Here is a 15298-nt window from a genome sequence, read left to right as displayed (position 1 = left end):
ATGAGTGAAGCGCTGGTGCTGTGTCGCTTTGTGCATTTCACCGTGGTGTTGATGCTGTTCGGCGCCTGGCTGTTCAGGCCGCTGTTGCTCAAGGGTGAAGCGCTTGCGGTGGATCGGCACCAGGCGCGACTGGCGCGTTGGCTGGCTGCGATTGCGCTGGTCAGCGGCGTGGTCTGGGCGCTGTTGATCACGGCGAGCATGGCCGGTTCGGCGACGGCCGTGTTCGATCCCGACACGCTGGCGCTGGTGTTGGGCAAGACGTTTTTTGGTCAGGTCTGGCGTTGGCACTTGCTGATCAATGCTGCGCTGCTGGCGTTGCTGTTCACGCCGTGGCGCTCAAGCATGCCATTGCGGCTGGGCTTGAGTGGCTTGCTGTTGGCGACCCTGGCCCCGGTCGGGCATGGCGCCATGCTCGATGGTTTGAACGGACAACTGCTGATTCTCAACCAGATCATTCATCTGACCTGTGTCGCCGCGTGGCTTGGCGGGCTGTTGTTGCTGGTGATGATTTTGCGGCAGCCGAGTGAGCCGATGTCCGCGATTTTGCAGCGCTTCAGCGGCGTCGGTTATGCGTTGGTGGCGGGGCTGCTGATCACCGGGTTGATCAACGTGCGCGTGCTGACCGGTCAGTGGTGGCCGACGCCGCTGTTCACAGGTTTCGCGCTGATTCTGCTGATCAAAGCGCTGATCGTGCTGGGAATGTTGGGATTGGCGCTGTTCAATCGCTTGCGCATTGATGATTGCGAACAGCGCATGGGCGCGCTCCGGCGCAGCGTGATGCTCGAATGGTTGCTCGGCATTGGCGCGGTGGCTGCCGTCTCGCTGCTCGGCACCCTGCCCCCGATGATCACCACCTAAAGGTCACAGAGCCCCCCTGTAGGAGTGAGCCTGCTCGCGATAGCGGTGAATCAGTAACGAATATTTCGCCTGACATACCGCTATCGCGAGCAGGCTCACTCCTACATTGGATTTGTGTTGATCAATGGGGTTGGGTATCGCCGGCGGCGGTGTCGATACTCACCACCACCGACATCCCCGGCCGCAACCGTTCCTCTTCCTGCTGCCCTTCATCAATGGTGATCCGCACCGGCACGCGTTGAGCGATCTTGACGAAGTTGCCGGTAGCGTTGTCAGCCTGCAACAAGGCGAACTCCGAGCCGGTACCCGGTGATATGTGCTGCACATGCCCGGTGAATTTCTTGTGGTTCAACGCATCGACGGTGAACCGTACCGGTTGCCCGACCCGGACGTTGTCCATCTGCGTTTCCTTCATGTTGGCGATCACCCATTTCTGGTTCGGCACCAACGCCATCAACTGCGCGCCGGAATTGACGTAAGCGCCGAGGCGCACGCCGATCTGCCCGAGCTGGCCGTCGCGCGGGGCGACGATGCGCGTGTTCGACAAGTCGATCCGCGCCAGTTGCACCGCCGCTTCCGCGCTGGCCACCGCCGCCTCTTGCGAACCGCGATTGACGATTACCGTTTGCAGATCCTGCCGGGCGATTTCCAGATTGGCCTTGGCCTGCGCCACCGCCGCGATACCCTGCGCATTGGCCGCCAGCGCCACGTCCATCTCTCGCTTGGACACCGAGCCGTCACTCACAAGCGCCTTGTTCCGGCGCAAATCCGCTTCACTCTTGCGCAACTGCGCTTCGCTATCAGCGACCACCGCCTGACGCAGCTTGATCGTCGCTTCAGCGCTGTTGCGTTGCTGCACGACGTTGGCCAATGCAGCTTTCTGCACCGCCAGTTGTGCCAACGACTGGTCGAGGCGTTGCTGGTAGATGCGGTCGTCCAGACGCACCAGCAAATCGCCGGCCTTCACAAACTGAAAATCCTGCACCGGCACTTCATAGACATACCCGGCGAGCTGCGGGCCGATGATTGTCACTTGCCCACGAATCAGCGCGTTTTCGGTGGTTTCGACTGCGCTGCTGAACGGTGGCAATTGCCAGGCATACAGCACGATCAAGACACCGACGATGGCGATCGCGGCAAAGCCCAGCGAAGAGATGATCCGCACCCGCAACGAGCGCGGCTCGGTGTTCGGCGATGACGGCGGCGCCACACCTTCAGGCGTGGCGGCAATGGCATTGGTGGTTGTGGTAGTCGGTTCGGTCATGAAGAAGTGGCACCGCTATTAGGTACGGAAGGCGCTGGCTCGACGGCTTTGGTGGTGCTCATCAGCCACAGCGCCCGAATGGAAATCCAGATCATGGTAAGCACCGCAATCACCGCGATGAGCATGAATACATCGTTATAGGCCAGTACGTTGGCTTCGCGAGTCGCGGCGTTGGCCAGACTGCGAATACCGGCAAGATTGCGCAGGCTCGGGTCGGCCAGCAGCGAGCCATAGGCTGATCCACCGCTCTGCACCCGCGCCGCCACCAGCGGATCGGACATCATCAGATGCTCGACGATGTGGCTGGAGTGAAACTTCTCCCGGACGATCTGAAAAGTGCCGAGCAACGCCGCACCGATCAGCCCGCCGAGGTTGTTGCAGATCCCGAACAACACGGAAAAGCTCACCAGGTTGCGCGGATTGGTCAACACGTTACGCGTGCCGAGGACCATGGTCGGACCGAGGAAAAACGTACTGCCGAACGCCAACAGAAACTGGCTGAAATACAGGTTCTCGGGACGCGTCAGGTTGTTCGAATAACTGTCCATCACCGAGCCGGTCGCCATCAGCGCCAGCGAGATGATCAGCGGCATCAACAAGTGTTTCGGGTCGATGGTCAGCGCACTGGTGAGCAGCCCGGCGACGCTGCCAATCAGCATCACCACATAGAGGCTGTGCAACTGCTGATTGCTCATGTTGAGGTACTGCATGAAGCCGACGGCACCGGTGGACTGCTCGGACGTGACCATGCGAATCAGAATGACCGCCAGCGCCAGCCGGATCATCACCCCGCTGCCGAGCCAGCGGGTCATCAGCATCGGGTTGCTGCGATTGTGCTCGATGGCCAGCCCCGTGAGGATCAACGCAATCGAGGCAGCGAGCGCAACGCCGATCCAGTCGGCTTCCAGCCACCAGTCGATCCGCCCCAGCGACAGCACCGCACAGAGCAACGCCACGCCGCTGGCGAGAATGGCGAAGGTCAGGAAGTCGAGTTTTTCGAAGGTCTTGAAGCGGTCGCCCGGCGGCAACTTGAGCATCAACACGCAGCCCAGCGACAGCAATGCCATGCCCAATTCGAACAGATACAAGCCGCGCCATTCGGCAATTTGCAGTAAATCCTCGGAGAACAGGCGCGCCAACGGCAATGCCAGTTGCGAGGTGCCGAGCCCGAGCACCAGCGCCTTCATCCGCCACTTCGCCGGGAACGCCTGCACCATGTAATACAGGCCCAAAGAACTCAGCGCCGCGCCGACCATGCCGTGGGCGGCGCGCACCGCCACTGCCGAATTCAGATCGTTGACGAACAAATGGCCAAAGGTCACCAGTGCATACAGCACCAGAAACACTTCGGTGAACGCGCGCAAACCGAACTGCTGACGAAACTTCACCAGCAGCAGGTTCATCGACACGTTGGTCATCACGTACGCCGCCGGCAACCAGGCCATTTCCGCCGTGGTCGCGCCGAGCGCACCTTGCAGGTAAACCAGGTTGGCGACCACCAGCGAGTTGCCCAAACCGCCGGTCAACGCCACCAGCAACCCGACCAGCGCATAGGCCAGACGCTTGGGGTTGGAGTGCAGCGGCGTCGATGGGGAACCAGGCAGACTGGGCTTCTCGTGAGGCTGCCAGTTGCGCGGGGCGAATTGATCCATTGAAAGGCCTTGTGCTGAAGATGCCTGGAGTTTGCCGCAAATCGTCCTGCAAACCCATATCCCTTGTAGGAGTGAGCCTGCTCGCGATAGCGGTATATCAGTCACTATTATTGTGGATTGTTAAATCGCTATCGCGAGCAGGCTCACTCCTACACCGGAATTGTGTGAAGCCCGATTGGTAAAAATTGTTTAAAAGTCATCTCGCCCACAGCGGATTATTCCCGGGCGCAACAAATGCCACCCTTGCGGCACTTCTCAACCCCAAGGTGCCCGTTATGACCACACCCCACCGCCAACGCTCCCCGCGTCTGCTGAAAAACCTCCTGGCCGCCGCGCTACTGTTGCCCGCCCTCGCTTTTGCCCAGGAGCGGCCATGGCCGGATGGCTCGCAACTGGTGATCTCGGTATCGATGCAATTCGAGACCGGTGGCCAACCCGACGGCGCAGAAAGTCCATTCTCCGGCAGCCCTTTACCCAAAGGCTACCCGGATCTGCCGGCGCAGACCTGGTTCGATTACGGTCACAAGGAAGGTTTGTGGCGCATGCTCGATTTGTGGGATCGCACCGGGATCAAAGTCACCTCCCACGTGGTCGGCGAGGCTGCGATAAAGCACCCGGAGCTGGCAAAGGCGATTGCCGAACGTGGCCATGAGCTCGCAGCGCATGGTATGCGCTGGGCCGACTCCTACAACATGAGTTACGCGCAGGAAAAACAATTCATCGGCGACGGTGTGGCGGCGGTGGAAAAACTCACCGGCCAGCGCTCGGTCGGCTACAACGCCAATTGGCTAAGGCGCAGCCCCAATACGCTGAAGGTGTTGCATGATCTCAACTTCACCTATCACATCGATGACGTCAGCCGCGACGAGCCCTTCGTGACGATGGTGCGCGGGCGTAAATTCGCCGTGGTGCCGTACACCCTGCGCAACAACGATATCGTCTTGGTCGAGGGCCGGCATTTTTCCGCCGACCAGTTTTATCAGCAACTGGTGCTGGAGTTCGATCGGCTCTATGCCGAAGGTGCGAGCAAGCGACGGATGATGTCGGTCAGTCTGCACGACCGCATCGGCGGTACGCCGGCGATGGTCGAGGCGATGGAGCGGTTCATCCGTTACGCCCAGTCGCACCCGAAGGTGAGCTTCAAGCGCAAGGATCGGATTGCGCAGATCGTGCTGACCGAGAAAAATCCGCTGATCGATAACAGTGAAGCCGCCTACAACCAGTAATCGAACGCAGAATAATTGTGGCGAGGGAGCTTGCTCCCTCGCCACCGGTAAGGCTCAGGCACGCAGCACCATGTAAGCCGCGACCACCAGACACACACTGGCAAACCCCACCTGCAAGGCACGCGCCGGCACCCGGGCGCAGAGCTTGCGACCGATGATCATGCCGATAATGCTGGCGACGATGAACGCCACGCCGAGGCTGTCGATGCGGACTCCGGCATGGAACGCGCCGATCACGCCAATCGCCGAGATCAGACTGATCACCATCAACGACGTGGCGACGATGCCGCGCATCTGCACGTCGGTCAGTTGTTTGAAGGCCGGCACGATCAAAAAGCCGCCACCGACACCGAGCAGTCCCGACACCACCCCAGTGACCGCACCCAGCGCTGCGAGGGTCGCCGTGCATTTGGCGGTCCAGTCGAAGCGCCCGGTCTCTTCATCGAGCATGCAGTTTTTCTGCCCCCAACTGCCGTGGCCATGGTCGCTCGGGCCTTGTTCCTGACGCTCGCGGCGCAACATGCGCCAGGCCACCATGACCATCAGCAGGCTGAATAGAATCATCAGGATCTTCTCCGGCAACTGGTGCGCGAAGTAGATTCCCAGCGGCGAAAACACCGCGCCGAGCGCCGCAATCAGCAGCGCCGCGCGATAGCGCACCAGACCATGACGCAAACCGTCGATGGCACCGACCGCCGCCGCACTGCCCACCGCAAACAGCGCCACCGGCGCGGCCTGGGTCATCGTCCAGCCGAGCCCGAGCACCAGCGCCGGCACCGCGAGAATGCCGCCGCCCGCCCCGGTCAGACCGAGAACCAGGCCCATCACCACGCCAAACAGACTTGCCAGCAACATAGTGATTTCTCAGTCGACTTTGGACAGGCTTGTCAGCCACTCGCGACCCTTGAGCATGCCGTTCCAGTAGAACCACGGCAGCAGCGTCGCCTTGAGAAACCATGCCGAGCGACGCGGCACGGTGGGGTCCAGCGCAAAGGTCGGCAGCAACTTACCGGCATAGCCGAACTCGGCGAGGATCACCTTGCCCTTCTCCACCGTCAACGGGCAGGAACCGTAGCCGTCGTACTTCAGCGGCAGCGGTTGTTGTTTGCGCAAGGCCAGCAGGTTTTCCGCCACCACCACGACTTGCTTGCGCACCGCAGCAGCGGTTTTCGCATTGCTGGTGCCGCAGATGTCGCCGAGCGCGAACACTTCGGGATAACGCGGATGCTGCAGGCTGTGCGGATTCACTTCGCACCAACCGGCGGCGTCGGCCAGCAGGCTTTGCGCGATGAAATCAGGCGAGACCTGCGGCGGCACGACGTGCAGCAGATCGAAGGTTTTCGACTCAATTACAACGTTGCCGTCAGCGTCCTTGCGTTCGAACCAGGCCGTTTTCGCCGGACCGTCGACCTTGACCAGGTTCGAATTGAACGCCAGTTGTGCGTTGTATTTTTCGATGTACTTCATCAGTGGCGGGACGAACGTTGCCACGCCGAACAGCGCAGCGCCGGCCAGATTGAATTCGACTTCGATCTTGTTCAGCACGGCATTCTTGCGCCAGTAATCGCACGACAGGTAAAGCGCTTTTTGCGGCGCGCCGGCGCACTTGATCGGCATCGCCGGCTGAGTGAACAGCGCCGTGCCGCCTCGCAGTTTCTGCACCTGATTCCACGTGTACTGCGCGTGCTGATAGCTGTAGTTGGACGTCACGCCGTGCTGACCAAGGCTCTCTTGCAAGCCTTCGATCTTCTCCCAGGCCAGACGCAGGCCTGGGCAGACAATCAGGTTCTGATAGCTGACCGTGCGTTGATCGTTGAGTGTGAGTTGGCGCGTGTCCGGGTCGATGCCGGTCACCGCTGCCTGAATCCACGTGGCCTGACGCGGCATCACCTTGGCCATCGGCCGTGCGGTGTCTTTGACGTTGTAAGCACCGCCACCGACCAGTGTCCACGCCGGTTGGTAGTAATGGTGCGTAGCCGGTTCGATGACCGTGACGTTCAGGGTCGGGTCACGCTTGAGCAAGCTGGCGACAAAACCGATGCCGGCCGTACCACCGCCGATGACCACGATGTCTGCACTGATGGATGGGCCCCAGTGTTGATCGTTCATTGCTTGTTCCTTATTGCTGCACGCAAGGATTCCCCAGTCATCACACAAATCCATTGTAGGAGTGAGCCTGCTCGCGATAGCGGTGAATCAGTCAATAAGATGTTGGCTGACCCAGCGCTATCGCGAGCAGGCGAAGGCCTACTGGGGGTTTGGGTTGGCTGGCATTTATTGATGGCCCAGGCTTTTGAGTACGGCCCCACAGTAGAGCCCGGACAGGGTTTTCATCACTTGGATGACCTCAGGACTGGCGAGGCCGTAAAAAATGTATTTGCCTTCACGGCGGGTCGAGACCAACCCTTCGTCACGCAGAATGCCCAGTTGCTGGGACAGCGTCGGCTGGCGCACGCCGGTCATTTTTTCCAGCTCGCCGACATTGCGTTCGCCCTGAGTCAGTTGGCACAGGATCAACAGCCGATCCTCATTGGCCAAGGCCTTGAGCAACGCGCAGGCCTTGGAGGCCGAGGCGCGCAATTGGGCGACTTCACATTCGGTCAGACTGGATTGCATTTGCAGGAAGCCTTCAACGTCACTTAAGCTGCGAACATTATGTTTTTACATAAAGTGTTGCAACCCATGACTGACTTTTCATCCTCTTGCACAGGTTCGTGTCCATGCCCGCGCTGATTGAAGCTTTCCTCGACCCCGCCTCCTCGACCTACAGCTACGTGGTCTATGAGGCCGACGGCGGGCAATGCGCGATCGTCGATCCGGTACTCGATTATGACGGCGCCGCCGGGCGCACCTGCACCGCGCAGGCGGACAAAATCATCGCTTTCGTTCGCATGCACCACCTGCAAGTACAGTGGCTGCTGGAGACTCACGCCCACGCCGACCACCTCTCCGCCGCGCCGTATCTGCGCCGCGAACTGGGCGGCAAGATCGCCATTGGCGAGTCGATCAGCAAAGTTCAGAACGTGTTCAAGGCGCTGTTCAATCTGGAGCCGGAATTCTGCGTCGACGGTTCGCAATTCGATCACCTGTTCGCGCCGAACGAATCGTTCAGGATCGGCAATCTCAAGGCTACCGCCCTGCACGTGCCCGGCCACACCCCGGCGGACATGGCCTACCTGATCGACGGCGAGCAGATCCTGGTCGGCGACACGCTGTTCATGCCCGACGTCGGCACCGCCCGCTGCGACTTTCCCGGCGGCAATGCGCATCAGTTGTTCAACTCGATCCACAAGCTACTGGCCTTCCCTGCCAGCGTGAAACTCTACGTCTGTCACGACTACCCGCCCGAGGGTCGGCAATCGCAGTACCAGACCACCGTCGGCGAGCAGCGCAAAAACAATATTCATGTGCATGACGGTGTTGATGAGGCGGCGTTCGTCGAGATGCGCACCAAGCGTGATGCCGGGTTGGGCATGCCGACGCTGTTGCTGCCGGCGATTCAGGTGAATGTGCGGGCGGGGAATTTTCCCGCAGCGGAAGAAAACGGCGTGGTTTACCTGAAGATCCCGATCAACAAGATGTGAGTTGATCTCCCCCGTCTATTTTTCGCGCCCTCATTGAATGTACCGCTCTGGACCAAGCCTTAGCCAAAACGTCTATCTGTCCCACTAATTTTTAGTCACGTTTTTGCGCCGCCGGCGAGCCCACATCATTGGCTTTCCAGTCTCTCCTGCTTCGGACAGTTTGAAGGTGCGGGTCAGGTGCGGCTTCAGGTCATTGTCGACCCAGAGTCTGTGCACGCTGGTGGCCGAGATCCCTGCGACTCGCGTGCTTCACCGAGGCTCGCCGATTCGCGACTGAGTAACCTGCTCAAGGACACGACATACGGCGTCAGCCGGCAAGGACGTTTTGCGCCCACGCCCCGGCTTGTCTACCAAACCTTCCAATCGCAGCGTTTCAAAACACTGGCACCAGCAGGTGATCGCAGGGAGTGAGAAACCGGTCAACCGCGCGATTTCTAACCGTGAATAACCTAGGGCTGCCAGCAGGATCACTCGGGCGCGACGGCCGTCGCGCTGGCTGATGGTGGCCGAGCGTACTCGGCGGTGCAGTTCGGCTTGTTCTTCTGGGATGACGACAATCTCTTGGGCTTTCATGTGCATTCCCCCGAGCGCTGAATGACAGAGGAAGTGCAAAGACCACAGAAGAATTATTTCGAGAACAACACACGAGCGTGAATAGATCACCCACGTTACGGAAGGCCAGCCTTAGTACCGATTTCAACAAAAAAATGAGCGTTTTTCGAAAGATCTCTCATGTGTACTGAGTAACATGTAAATAGATCAACTGCTTCTTCTTAACGGAAATACCATGAACGAAAAAACTGATCATCAAACCGACTCCTTGCACAGTCATTTTAAGCTTATGAGCCACAGCCCATTATCATTCTCTCAAAATATTCATCATGAGCTTAGTTCATTGGTCCGCGATGCACTGACCGACCTGAATGTTCCAGACCACTTATTGCACGACTTTGACTCACACTCGACTATAACTATCGACATGAATGAAGAGCGATCCATCAATATCTCATTGATCGACGATCGCCTCTTGATCTGGTCATTTATCCCGATTAGCGAAGAGCTATTGATAGACAATGCCAGACGTATCATGCCCGTCCTCACAACCGTAATGGAATACGTTGAAGCCGGTCATTTGACGTTAGGCAAGTGCAGCGATGGTTTCGAATTAAAAGCATTGGTTGATCTGCGTGCATTAGTTGAAAATAAATTCAGCCAAGTCATTCATGATTTCCATGGCGCACTGAAAATCATATCTAACCACCGATGAGGGAGAATGTTTAATGCTGGACATTAAAGTCAATCACATTGCGCAGGTCAGCGGACACCCAGTAGAACAGCAGGATGATTCTCCGTCACTACGGGTCAAAACGATAAAAAACTCCCCAAGCATGATGCGCTTCAAAGAGACCGCACAATTCATCATGGAGATGATGCCAAGAAAAAGCTGTGGGGAAGCAGGTGCCAACCAAAAATATTGGCTGGAAATTAAGGATCCGCAGCATCGCGACAGGATTTCATTGAATGGCCTTGACGGACAGTCCGGCGCATTAAGTGCATGGCAGGAAGACGCTAATAGCAAAACCGGGCTATTCCAATGGATTGATCAACACCCCAATGTTGAAATCAATACGCTCAAGAACAAACCCAAGCAGCCTCTATCGCAGGATGTCGGCTATATCAATTATCTATCCCCAGATCAAGCCACTGACTATCGGGTAACGCTTTCACAAGGTGAATGGAAAGAAGGGGGTAAGTTATTGGATACGACACATCTACCAGGTAAGACCGGGATGGAGGGCCACGCTGCCATCGTTATCCATCGCGACGGAAATATCTTTGTTCATCCGTATGAAAAAGGCAAATGGCAACATACTTCGACGACAGAAGGCAAGCCGGTTTTATCGGCGGGCATGATACTCATTGAACAGGGGAAAGCGAAATCATTTCATCTGGATTCCGGCCACTATATGCCCCAGCGGCCTCAACTCGAACATCTTTTAGCTCGATTGGTGGCACAAGGCGTCAATATTAACGAGCTTGATATCCACGCCAAGTCTGTCGCACAGGATGATATAAGCGCGCTAGTAAGTAAATATTCTGGGTAACGCTGTTACCTGCCAGGCAGGCCTAACAATACAAGCCCAATCGATTTCTTTATTTTCAAGGATATAGGCAATGACCCAAATCCAAGCATTGCATCGCTCTACTTCTGTTACACCGACTGAGCAAAGTCATCAGCGCAATCAGACCCTGAATGTGCAAGAGGTGCACAACACTCAAAAATCGCCGATGCACAGAACGCTGGACGCCTATGGCATAGACGACAACCGGAAAGCGTTAAGCCAGCTAAATCAGGAGAAATATCATGTGTTGGTTAAAAAAGACCACTCAGGCACCCCCGATTTAACCCACGGCGCCTATGTATCCAAACAAGGTGAGGATGACTATGGCAACTTTAACTGGTTAAATCCAAAGGGCCTGATGAAATATCAAACCGCCGATGTCGCTGTCATCAGCTTTACGAATAAAGATCAGTTAACACAACTCAGTCAGACCTACTCGAACACTCCCTTGCCGGATTTTCTCACCAAGGTACTCAATGCAGAGGCCTGCCTGGATATTGATCTTTATCGCCGAAATGAAAGTCTCGCTCAGTTTGTCGCGCCGATTGATCGCACGCAGCATGGCTATCTCATTAGCCCCAATACACCGTACTGTGATGCAAAAGTGTTAGATGCTTATGTGAATGCTCCCGAGACACTCAAAAATAGCAAACACGGCATCATCTTGTGTACCTACGCAATTCATCCGGGCATACAGTCCTCGTTTCTGGAATCGCGACATCATCAAACAGGCCCCGAGAGGCTTGAAGCAAGCCAGAATACACCACAAAAGGTAATCGATAAAAAAACACAGATCGAATCCTTGACCAGCATTCTGAATTTAAAACAAGAGCATCTTCCGCAGCTCGAAAAATTGCGACAAGAGACTGTGCAACATCTTCGAGATGTCTATGCTGTAAATGAACATGACAATACCAGAATGTTTTTTCATTTTCCCGTCGCAGAAAAAACCGCCACACTTCACTTACACACCTGGGTAAACAAAGGTGATCACCCGCTGAATGAACCAAGGTCTTTCGATCTCGATGCGATTATTGCTCATCTTAAGTCAGGAAAAGAGATCAGCGATCTTGTCCTTGAGCGAAATGGAGGTTCCTATTTTTTACCAACCTCGGACTCCATCAAGAATATTAGCGGCATTCCATTTAAAGGTGTGCACGACAATATTTTAAACCTGCCTTTGTAATCGATTTTATACCCATTCTTTTTTTACGTTGCAGTGCGATCGGGCAAGCCTTGGTGACTGAGCGCAGCCAACGCACCCGCAACGTGCAGCATGACAACTACAGGAGATAACTAATGATTTCAATTCAGGCGTTGCAGCCTACTACTGCGACCTTACCTGCTGACTCGAGTCACTCACGCCATCAGACCCTGGATGTACAGGCTGTACGTAATTCTCAGGCCAGTCTGAAGCCACACGAAAGCTCTACGATCCGCAGAACACTGGACGCTTATGGTATTGATGACAATCGGAAAACCCTGAGCCAGCTAAATCAAGACAAGTATCATGTGTTGATCAAACACGACAATTCCGGCACCGCCGACTTGACCCATGGCGCCTATATATCCAAACAATCCGAAGACGACTATGGCAGTTTCAGATGGCTAAACCCAAGAGGCTTGCAAAAATATCAAACTAACGACCTGGCTCAGGTAACACTGACAACAACAAATCTGGCACAGCTCAAGGAAACGTACAAAAATGAAAATGCCACCCAGTTTCTGGTTGAGCTGCTACGCGGTAACAGCCGGGAGCCAGGCGACAAGGTATACAGTGAGGTGTACAAAAAAAATCCCGACGTCTTCCATTACTCTACCCCGCTGGGAGCGGGCAATGGGTTTCTGATTTACCCGAATATTCCCTACATGTCGCAAACCTACACCACTGGACAAATCACAGATCTGGCCTCTAGGCCAGAAGGCATCCAGCTGACGGCCTGGGCCGTTCATCCTGCAGTGCCACATGATTTGATTCAGGAAATGAAGGGTGCCCCCTCAACAGGAAATGCACCGGCTAACCAGAAGGAGGAATTAAATCAATATAGCGCCGAGTTAACATCTGGCGTGAAGTCATTAACCTCTATATTGGATTTGGAGCAGGCTGATGTTGGGATGCTGGAAAAACTAAAACAGGATAGCCTTCAGCATTTAGTTGATATCTATGGGGTATCTGCTGAAAAAGACAAGGTTAATTTATTTTTCCATTTTCCGGTTGCACCTTCAACCGCTACCTTGCACCTGCATGTTTGGGTGAACAAAGGGGATCACCCCTTAAATGAGTCGCGCGCATTTGGCATTGACGAGGTCATTCAGCATTTAAAAGGCGGGGGTAATATCAATGAGTTGATATTGTCCCGAAACGATGGGCAATTCATATTACCAACCAAAGATATGTTACATAAGATTAAAGGCATGCCTGAAAGTAAAACGCCAATGCCTGCCGATTATAGCGAACTCAAACTCCCTATCGGCGCTGGTGCTTCAATAAGGTAAGGTCGCAGGTTTTCTTGCCCCCTGAAATTCCGGCAGTTAAGGAAGGTCTGAAGTCCCAACCGATTTTTGATGCCCTTTATGCCAATCTCAAATCCGGATGCTAAAAAAGTGGACTCACCAGGAAGCATCCGGAGTTTCAGCTCTTTCGCCGCAATAAAGTGTTTATCCAGAGGTGGAGAAAACGCTAGGTGCCCAGCGTCAGGCCATTCGCCGGCAACGGCAACGCCGTCTTGTAGCGCACCTGCTTCAGCGCAAAGCTCGAGCGAATGTTCGCCACCCCCGGCACTTTGGTCAGAAAGTCCATCATGAAGCGCTCCAGCGACTGAATGGTCGGCACCAAAACCCGGATCAGATAGTCCGGGTCGCCGGCCATCAGGTAGCACTCCATCACTTCGGGCCGGTCGGAAATCGCCTCTTCGAAATGCTGCAGCGCTTCCTCGACCTGTTTCTCCAGGCTGACGTGAATGAACACATTCACATGCAGGCCCAGCAGGTCGGCATCGAGCAACGTGACCTGCTCGCGAATCAGCCCTAATTCTTCCATTGCCTTGACCCGGTTGAAGCACGGCGTCGGTGATAGATTCACCGAGCGCGCGAGGTCGGCGTTGGTGATGCGCGCGTTCTCCTGAAGGCTGTTGAGAATGCCGATGTCGGTACGGTCCAGTTTGCGCATGAGACAAAACCACCTGTTTTTTATGTTTATGCAGAATTTCTATCTGCAAATGATCTTCAGCGCAACGAAACAGAGATAAATATTCTTCTTGCCCGGGCCTATGATTGTTGTAGGACAAGATTTCCTCTACCGAGGAATGACTGCCAGCTCACTACAAGAAATTCACAAGATCGAGCGTAGAAGCCATGACCCAAGCGTATGAACCGCTGCGTCTGCACGTCCCTGAACCCTCGGGCCGTCCAGGCTGCAAAACCGACTTTTCCTACCTGCATCTGACCGATGCCGGCACGGTGCGCAAACCTCCCATCGACGTAGAACCCGCCGACACCGCCGACCTCGCCCGAGGCCTGATTCGCGTGCTCGACGATCAGGGTAATGCCCTCGGCCCATGGGCTGAAAACGTGCCGGTCGAGATCCTCCGCAAAGGCATGCGCGCCATGCTCAAGACACGGATCTACGACAACCGCATGGTGGTCGCCCAGCGTCAGAAAAAAATGTCGTTCTACATGCAAAGCCTCGGCGAAGAAGCCATCGGCAGCGCCCAGGCATTGGCGTTGAACATCGACGACATGTGCTTCCCGACCTACCGTCAGCAAAGCATCCTGATGGCCCGCGATGTGCCGCTGGTCGACCTGATCTGCCAACTGCTGTCCAATGAGCGCGATCCGCTCAAGGGCCGGCAGTTGCCGATCATGTACTCGGTCAAGGACTTCGGTTTCTTCACCATCTCCGGCAACCTCGCGACCCAGTTCATTCAGGGCGTCGGCTGGGGCATGGCCTCAGCAATCAAGGGCGACACCAAAATCGCCTCGGCGTGGATCGGTGACGGCGCCACCGCCGAATCGGACTTCCACACCGCCCTGACCTTCGCCCACGTCTACCGTGCGCCAGTCATCCTCAACGTGGTCAACAATCAGTGGGCGATTTCGACCTTCCAGGCCATCGCTGGTGGTGAAGCCACCACCTTCGCCGGACGCGGCGTTGGTTGTGGGATCGCTTCGCTGCGGGTTGATGGCAACGACTTCTATGCTGTTTACGCCGCCTCTGCCTGGGCTGCCGAACGTGCTCGCCGCAACCTCGGCCCGACCATGATCGAATGGGTTACCTACCGCGCCGGTCCGCATTCGACCTCCGACGATCCGTCGAAATATCGTCCTGCCGATGACTGGAGTCACTTCCCGTTGGGCGACCCGATCGCCCGTCTTAAACAGCACCTGATCAAGATCGGCCACTGGTCGGAAGAAGAGCACGCCGCCGTCAGCGCCGAGCTCGAAGCCGAAGTGATTGCCGCGCAGAAACAGGCCGAACAGTACGGCACCCTCGCCGGCGGTCAGATTCCCAGCGCAGCAACCATGTTCGAAGACGTCTACAAAGAGATGCCGGAGCACTTGAAGCGCCAGCGTCAGCAGTTGGGGATCTGAC

14 protein-coding genes and 1 pseudogene are annotated in these 15298 nt (G+C 56.1%); 8 read left to right on the top strand and 7 right to left on the bottom strand.

Annotated features, from left to right (window positions below; genetic code table 11):
* Positions 1–858 (top strand): copper homeostasis membrane protein CopD, encoded by an 858-nt coding sequence (gene copD, locus JFT86_RS18365; protein WP_201237768.1) that lies wholly within the window; start codon positions 1–3, stop codon positions 856–858.
* 121 nt (positions 859–979) lie between these two features.
* Here the strand turns inward: copD and JFT86_RS18360 are convergent, their stop codons facing one another.
* Together JFT86_RS18360 and JFT86_RS18355 are read right to left on the bottom strand one after the other, a co-directional pair.
* Positions 980–2122, bottom strand: coding sequence for an HlyD family secretion protein (locus tag JFT86_RS18360; RefSeq protein ID WP_201237767.1), 1143 nt, complete (start codon positions 2120–2122; stop codon positions 980–982).
* Complete coding sequence (locus JFT86_RS18355; protein WP_201237766.1) at positions 2119–3774, bottom strand: MFS transporter; 1656 nt, start codon at positions 3772–3774, stop codon at positions 2119–2121. Before JFT86_RS18355 ends, JFT86_RS18360 begins: the two co-directional genes overlap by 4 nt.
* A gap of 275 nt (positions 3775–4049) precedes the next feature.
* Here JFT86_RS18355 and JFT86_RS18350 point away from each other — a divergent pair, with 275 nt between their 5' ends.
* Positions 4050–5000 (top strand): polysaccharide deacetylase family protein, encoded by a 951-nt coding sequence (locus JFT86_RS18350; RefSeq protein ID WP_201232877.1) that lies wholly within the window; start codon positions 4050–4052, stop codon positions 4998–5000.
* A 54-nt stretch (positions 5001–5054) separates the two neighbouring features.
* Here JFT86_RS18350 and JFT86_RS18345 read toward each other — a convergent pair whose 3' ends face one another.
* The 3 genes from JFT86_RS18345 to JFT86_RS18335 form a co-directional block, all read right to left on the bottom strand.
* Positions 5055–5855 (bottom strand): sulfite exporter TauE/SafE family protein, encoded by an 801-nt coding sequence (locus tag JFT86_RS18345; protein ID WP_201237765.1) that lies wholly within the window; start codon positions 5853–5855, stop codon positions 5055–5057.
* 9 nt (positions 5856–5864) lie between these two features.
* A complete protein-coding gene (locus JFT86_RS18340; RefSeq protein ID WP_201237764.1) occupies positions 5865–7109 on the bottom strand; it encodes an FAD/NAD(P)-binding oxidoreductase in 1245 nt (414 codons plus the stop codon).
* Positions 7110–7274: 165 nt separating this feature from the next.
* Positions 7275–7616 carry a metalloregulator ArsR/SmtB family transcription factor gene (locus tag JFT86_RS18335; RefSeq protein WP_201237763.1) on the bottom strand — a complete coding sequence of 114 codons (342 nt, stop codon included), beginning with the start codon at positions 7614–7616 and terminating at the stop codon, positions 7275–7277.
* Positions 7617–7720: 104 nt separating this feature from the next.
* Between JFT86_RS18335 and JFT86_RS18330 the strand changes: the two genes are divergently transcribed.
* Positions 7721–8584 (top strand): MBL fold metallo-hydrolase, encoded by an 864-nt coding sequence (locus JFT86_RS18330; protein WP_201237762.1) that lies wholly within the window; start codon positions 7721–7723, stop codon positions 8582–8584.
* A 153-nt stretch (positions 8585–8737) separates the two neighbouring features.
* Here JFT86_RS18330 and JFT86_RS18325 read toward each other — a convergent pair.
* Positions 8738–9157, bottom strand: a pseudogene (locus JFT86_RS18325) (helix-turn-helix domain-containing protein); the annotation flags it as partial.
* 214 nt (positions 9158–9371) lie between these two features.
* On the opposite strand from JFT86_RS18325, the gene JFT86_RS18320 reads away from it, so the two are divergent.
* From JFT86_RS18320 to JFT86_RS18305, 4 genes are all read left to right on the top strand, one after another.
* The gene (locus JFT86_RS18320; protein WP_201232881.1) at positions 9372–9851 is read left to right on the top strand and encodes a hypothetical protein; all 480 of its coding nucleotides are present in this window, start codon (positions 9372–9374) and stop codon (positions 9849–9851) included.
* A 13-nt stretch (positions 9852–9864) separates the two neighbouring features.
* Positions 9865–10689, top strand: coding sequence for a hypothetical protein (locus JFT86_RS18315; protein WP_201232882.1), 825 nt, complete (start codon positions 9865–9867; stop codon positions 10687–10689).
* A gap of 70 nt (positions 10690–10759) precedes the next feature.
* The gene (locus JFT86_RS18310) at positions 10760–11893 is read left to right on the top strand and encodes a hypothetical protein (protein ID WP_201232883.1); all 1134 of its coding nucleotides are present in this window, start codon (positions 10760–10762) and stop codon (positions 11891–11893) included.
* A gap of 113 nt (positions 11894–12006) precedes the next feature.
* A complete protein-coding gene (locus tag JFT86_RS18305; RefSeq protein ID WP_201237761.1) occupies positions 12007–13203 on the top strand; it encodes a hypothetical protein in 1197 nt (398 codons plus the stop codon).
* Positions 13204–13387: 184 nt separating this feature from the next.
* Here the strand turns inward: JFT86_RS18305 and bkdR are convergent, their stop codons facing one another.
* Positions 13388–13876 carry a Bkd operon transcriptional regulator BkdR gene (gene bkdR / locus JFT86_RS18300; RefSeq protein ID WP_008059350.1) on the bottom strand — a complete coding sequence of 163 codons (489 nt, stop codon included), beginning with the start codon at positions 13874–13876 and terminating at the stop codon, positions 13388–13390.
* A gap of 185 nt (positions 13877–14061) precedes the next feature.
* Between bkdR and JFT86_RS18295 the strand changes: the two genes are divergently transcribed.
* On the top strand, positions 14062–15297 hold the full coding sequence (locus JFT86_RS18295) for a 3-methyl-2-oxobutanoate dehydrogenase (2-methylpropanoyl-transferring) subunit alpha (protein ID WP_201237760.1): 1236 nt from the start codon (positions 14062–14064) through the stop codon (positions 15295–15297).
* The last annotated feature ends 1 nt before the right edge of the window (position 15298 follow it).

It is taken from the genome of Pseudomonas sp. TH06 (assembly GCF_016651305.1).
Classification (GTDB): Bacteria; Pseudomonadota; Gammaproteobacteria; order Pseudomonadales; family Pseudomonadaceae; genus Aquipseudomonas.
The sequence above is the reverse complement of the archived record's forward strand: the minus strand, read 5'-3'. Positions and strand labels throughout refer to the sequence as shown.

Bases quoted from the DNA above. Each gene is read 5' to 3' on its own strand.
- copD (WP_201237768.1), top strand. From the start codon at position 1: ATGAGTGAAGCGCTGGTGCTGTGTCGCTTTGTGCATTTCACCGTGGTG.
- JFT86_RS18360 (WP_201237767.1), bottom strand. From the start codon at position 2,122: ATGACCGAACCGACTACCACAACCACCAATGCCATTGCCGCCACGCCT.
- JFT86_RS18355 (WP_201237766.1), bottom strand. From the start codon at position 3,774: ATGGATCAATTCGCCCCGCGCAACTGGCAGCCTCACGAGAAGCCCAGT.
- JFT86_RS18350 (WP_201232877.1), top strand. From the start codon at position 4,050: ATGACCACACCCCACCGCCAACGCTCCCCGCGTCTGCTGAAAAACCTC.
- JFT86_RS18345 (WP_201237765.1), bottom strand. From the start codon at position 5,855: ATGTTGCTGGCAAGTCTGTTTGGCGTGGTGATGGGCCTGGTTCTCGGT.
- JFT86_RS18340 (WP_201237764.1), bottom strand. From the start codon at position 7,109: ATGAACGATCAACACTGGGGCCCATCCATCAGTGCAGACATCGTGGTC.
- JFT86_RS18335 (WP_201237763.1), bottom strand. From the start codon at position 7,616: ATGCAATCCAGTCTGACCGAATGTGAAGTCGCCCAATTGCGCGCCTCG.
- JFT86_RS18330 (WP_201237762.1), top strand. From the start codon at position 7,721: ATGCCCGCGCTGATTGAAGCTTTCCTCGACCCCGCCTCCTCGACCTAC.
- JFT86_RS18320 (WP_201232881.1), top strand. From the start codon at position 9,372: ATGAACGAAAAAACTGATCATCAAACCGACTCCTTGCACAGTCATTTT.
- JFT86_RS18315 (WP_201232882.1), top strand. From the start codon at position 9,865: ATGCTGGACATTAAAGTCAATCACATTGCGCAGGTCAGCGGACACCCA.
- JFT86_RS18310 (WP_201232883.1), top strand. From the start codon at position 10,760: ATGACCCAAATCCAAGCATTGCATCGCTCTACTTCTGTTACACCGACT.
- JFT86_RS18305 (WP_201237761.1), top strand. From the start codon at position 12,007: ATGATTTCAATTCAGGCGTTGCAGCCTACTACTGCGACCTTACCTGCT.
- bkdR (WP_008059350.1), bottom strand. From the start codon at position 13,876: ATGCGCAAACTGGACCGTACCGACATCGGCATTCTCAACAGCCTTCAG.
- JFT86_RS18295 (WP_201237760.1), top strand. From the start codon at position 14,062: ATGACCCAAGCGTATGAACCGCTGCGTCTGCACGTCCCTGAACCCTCG.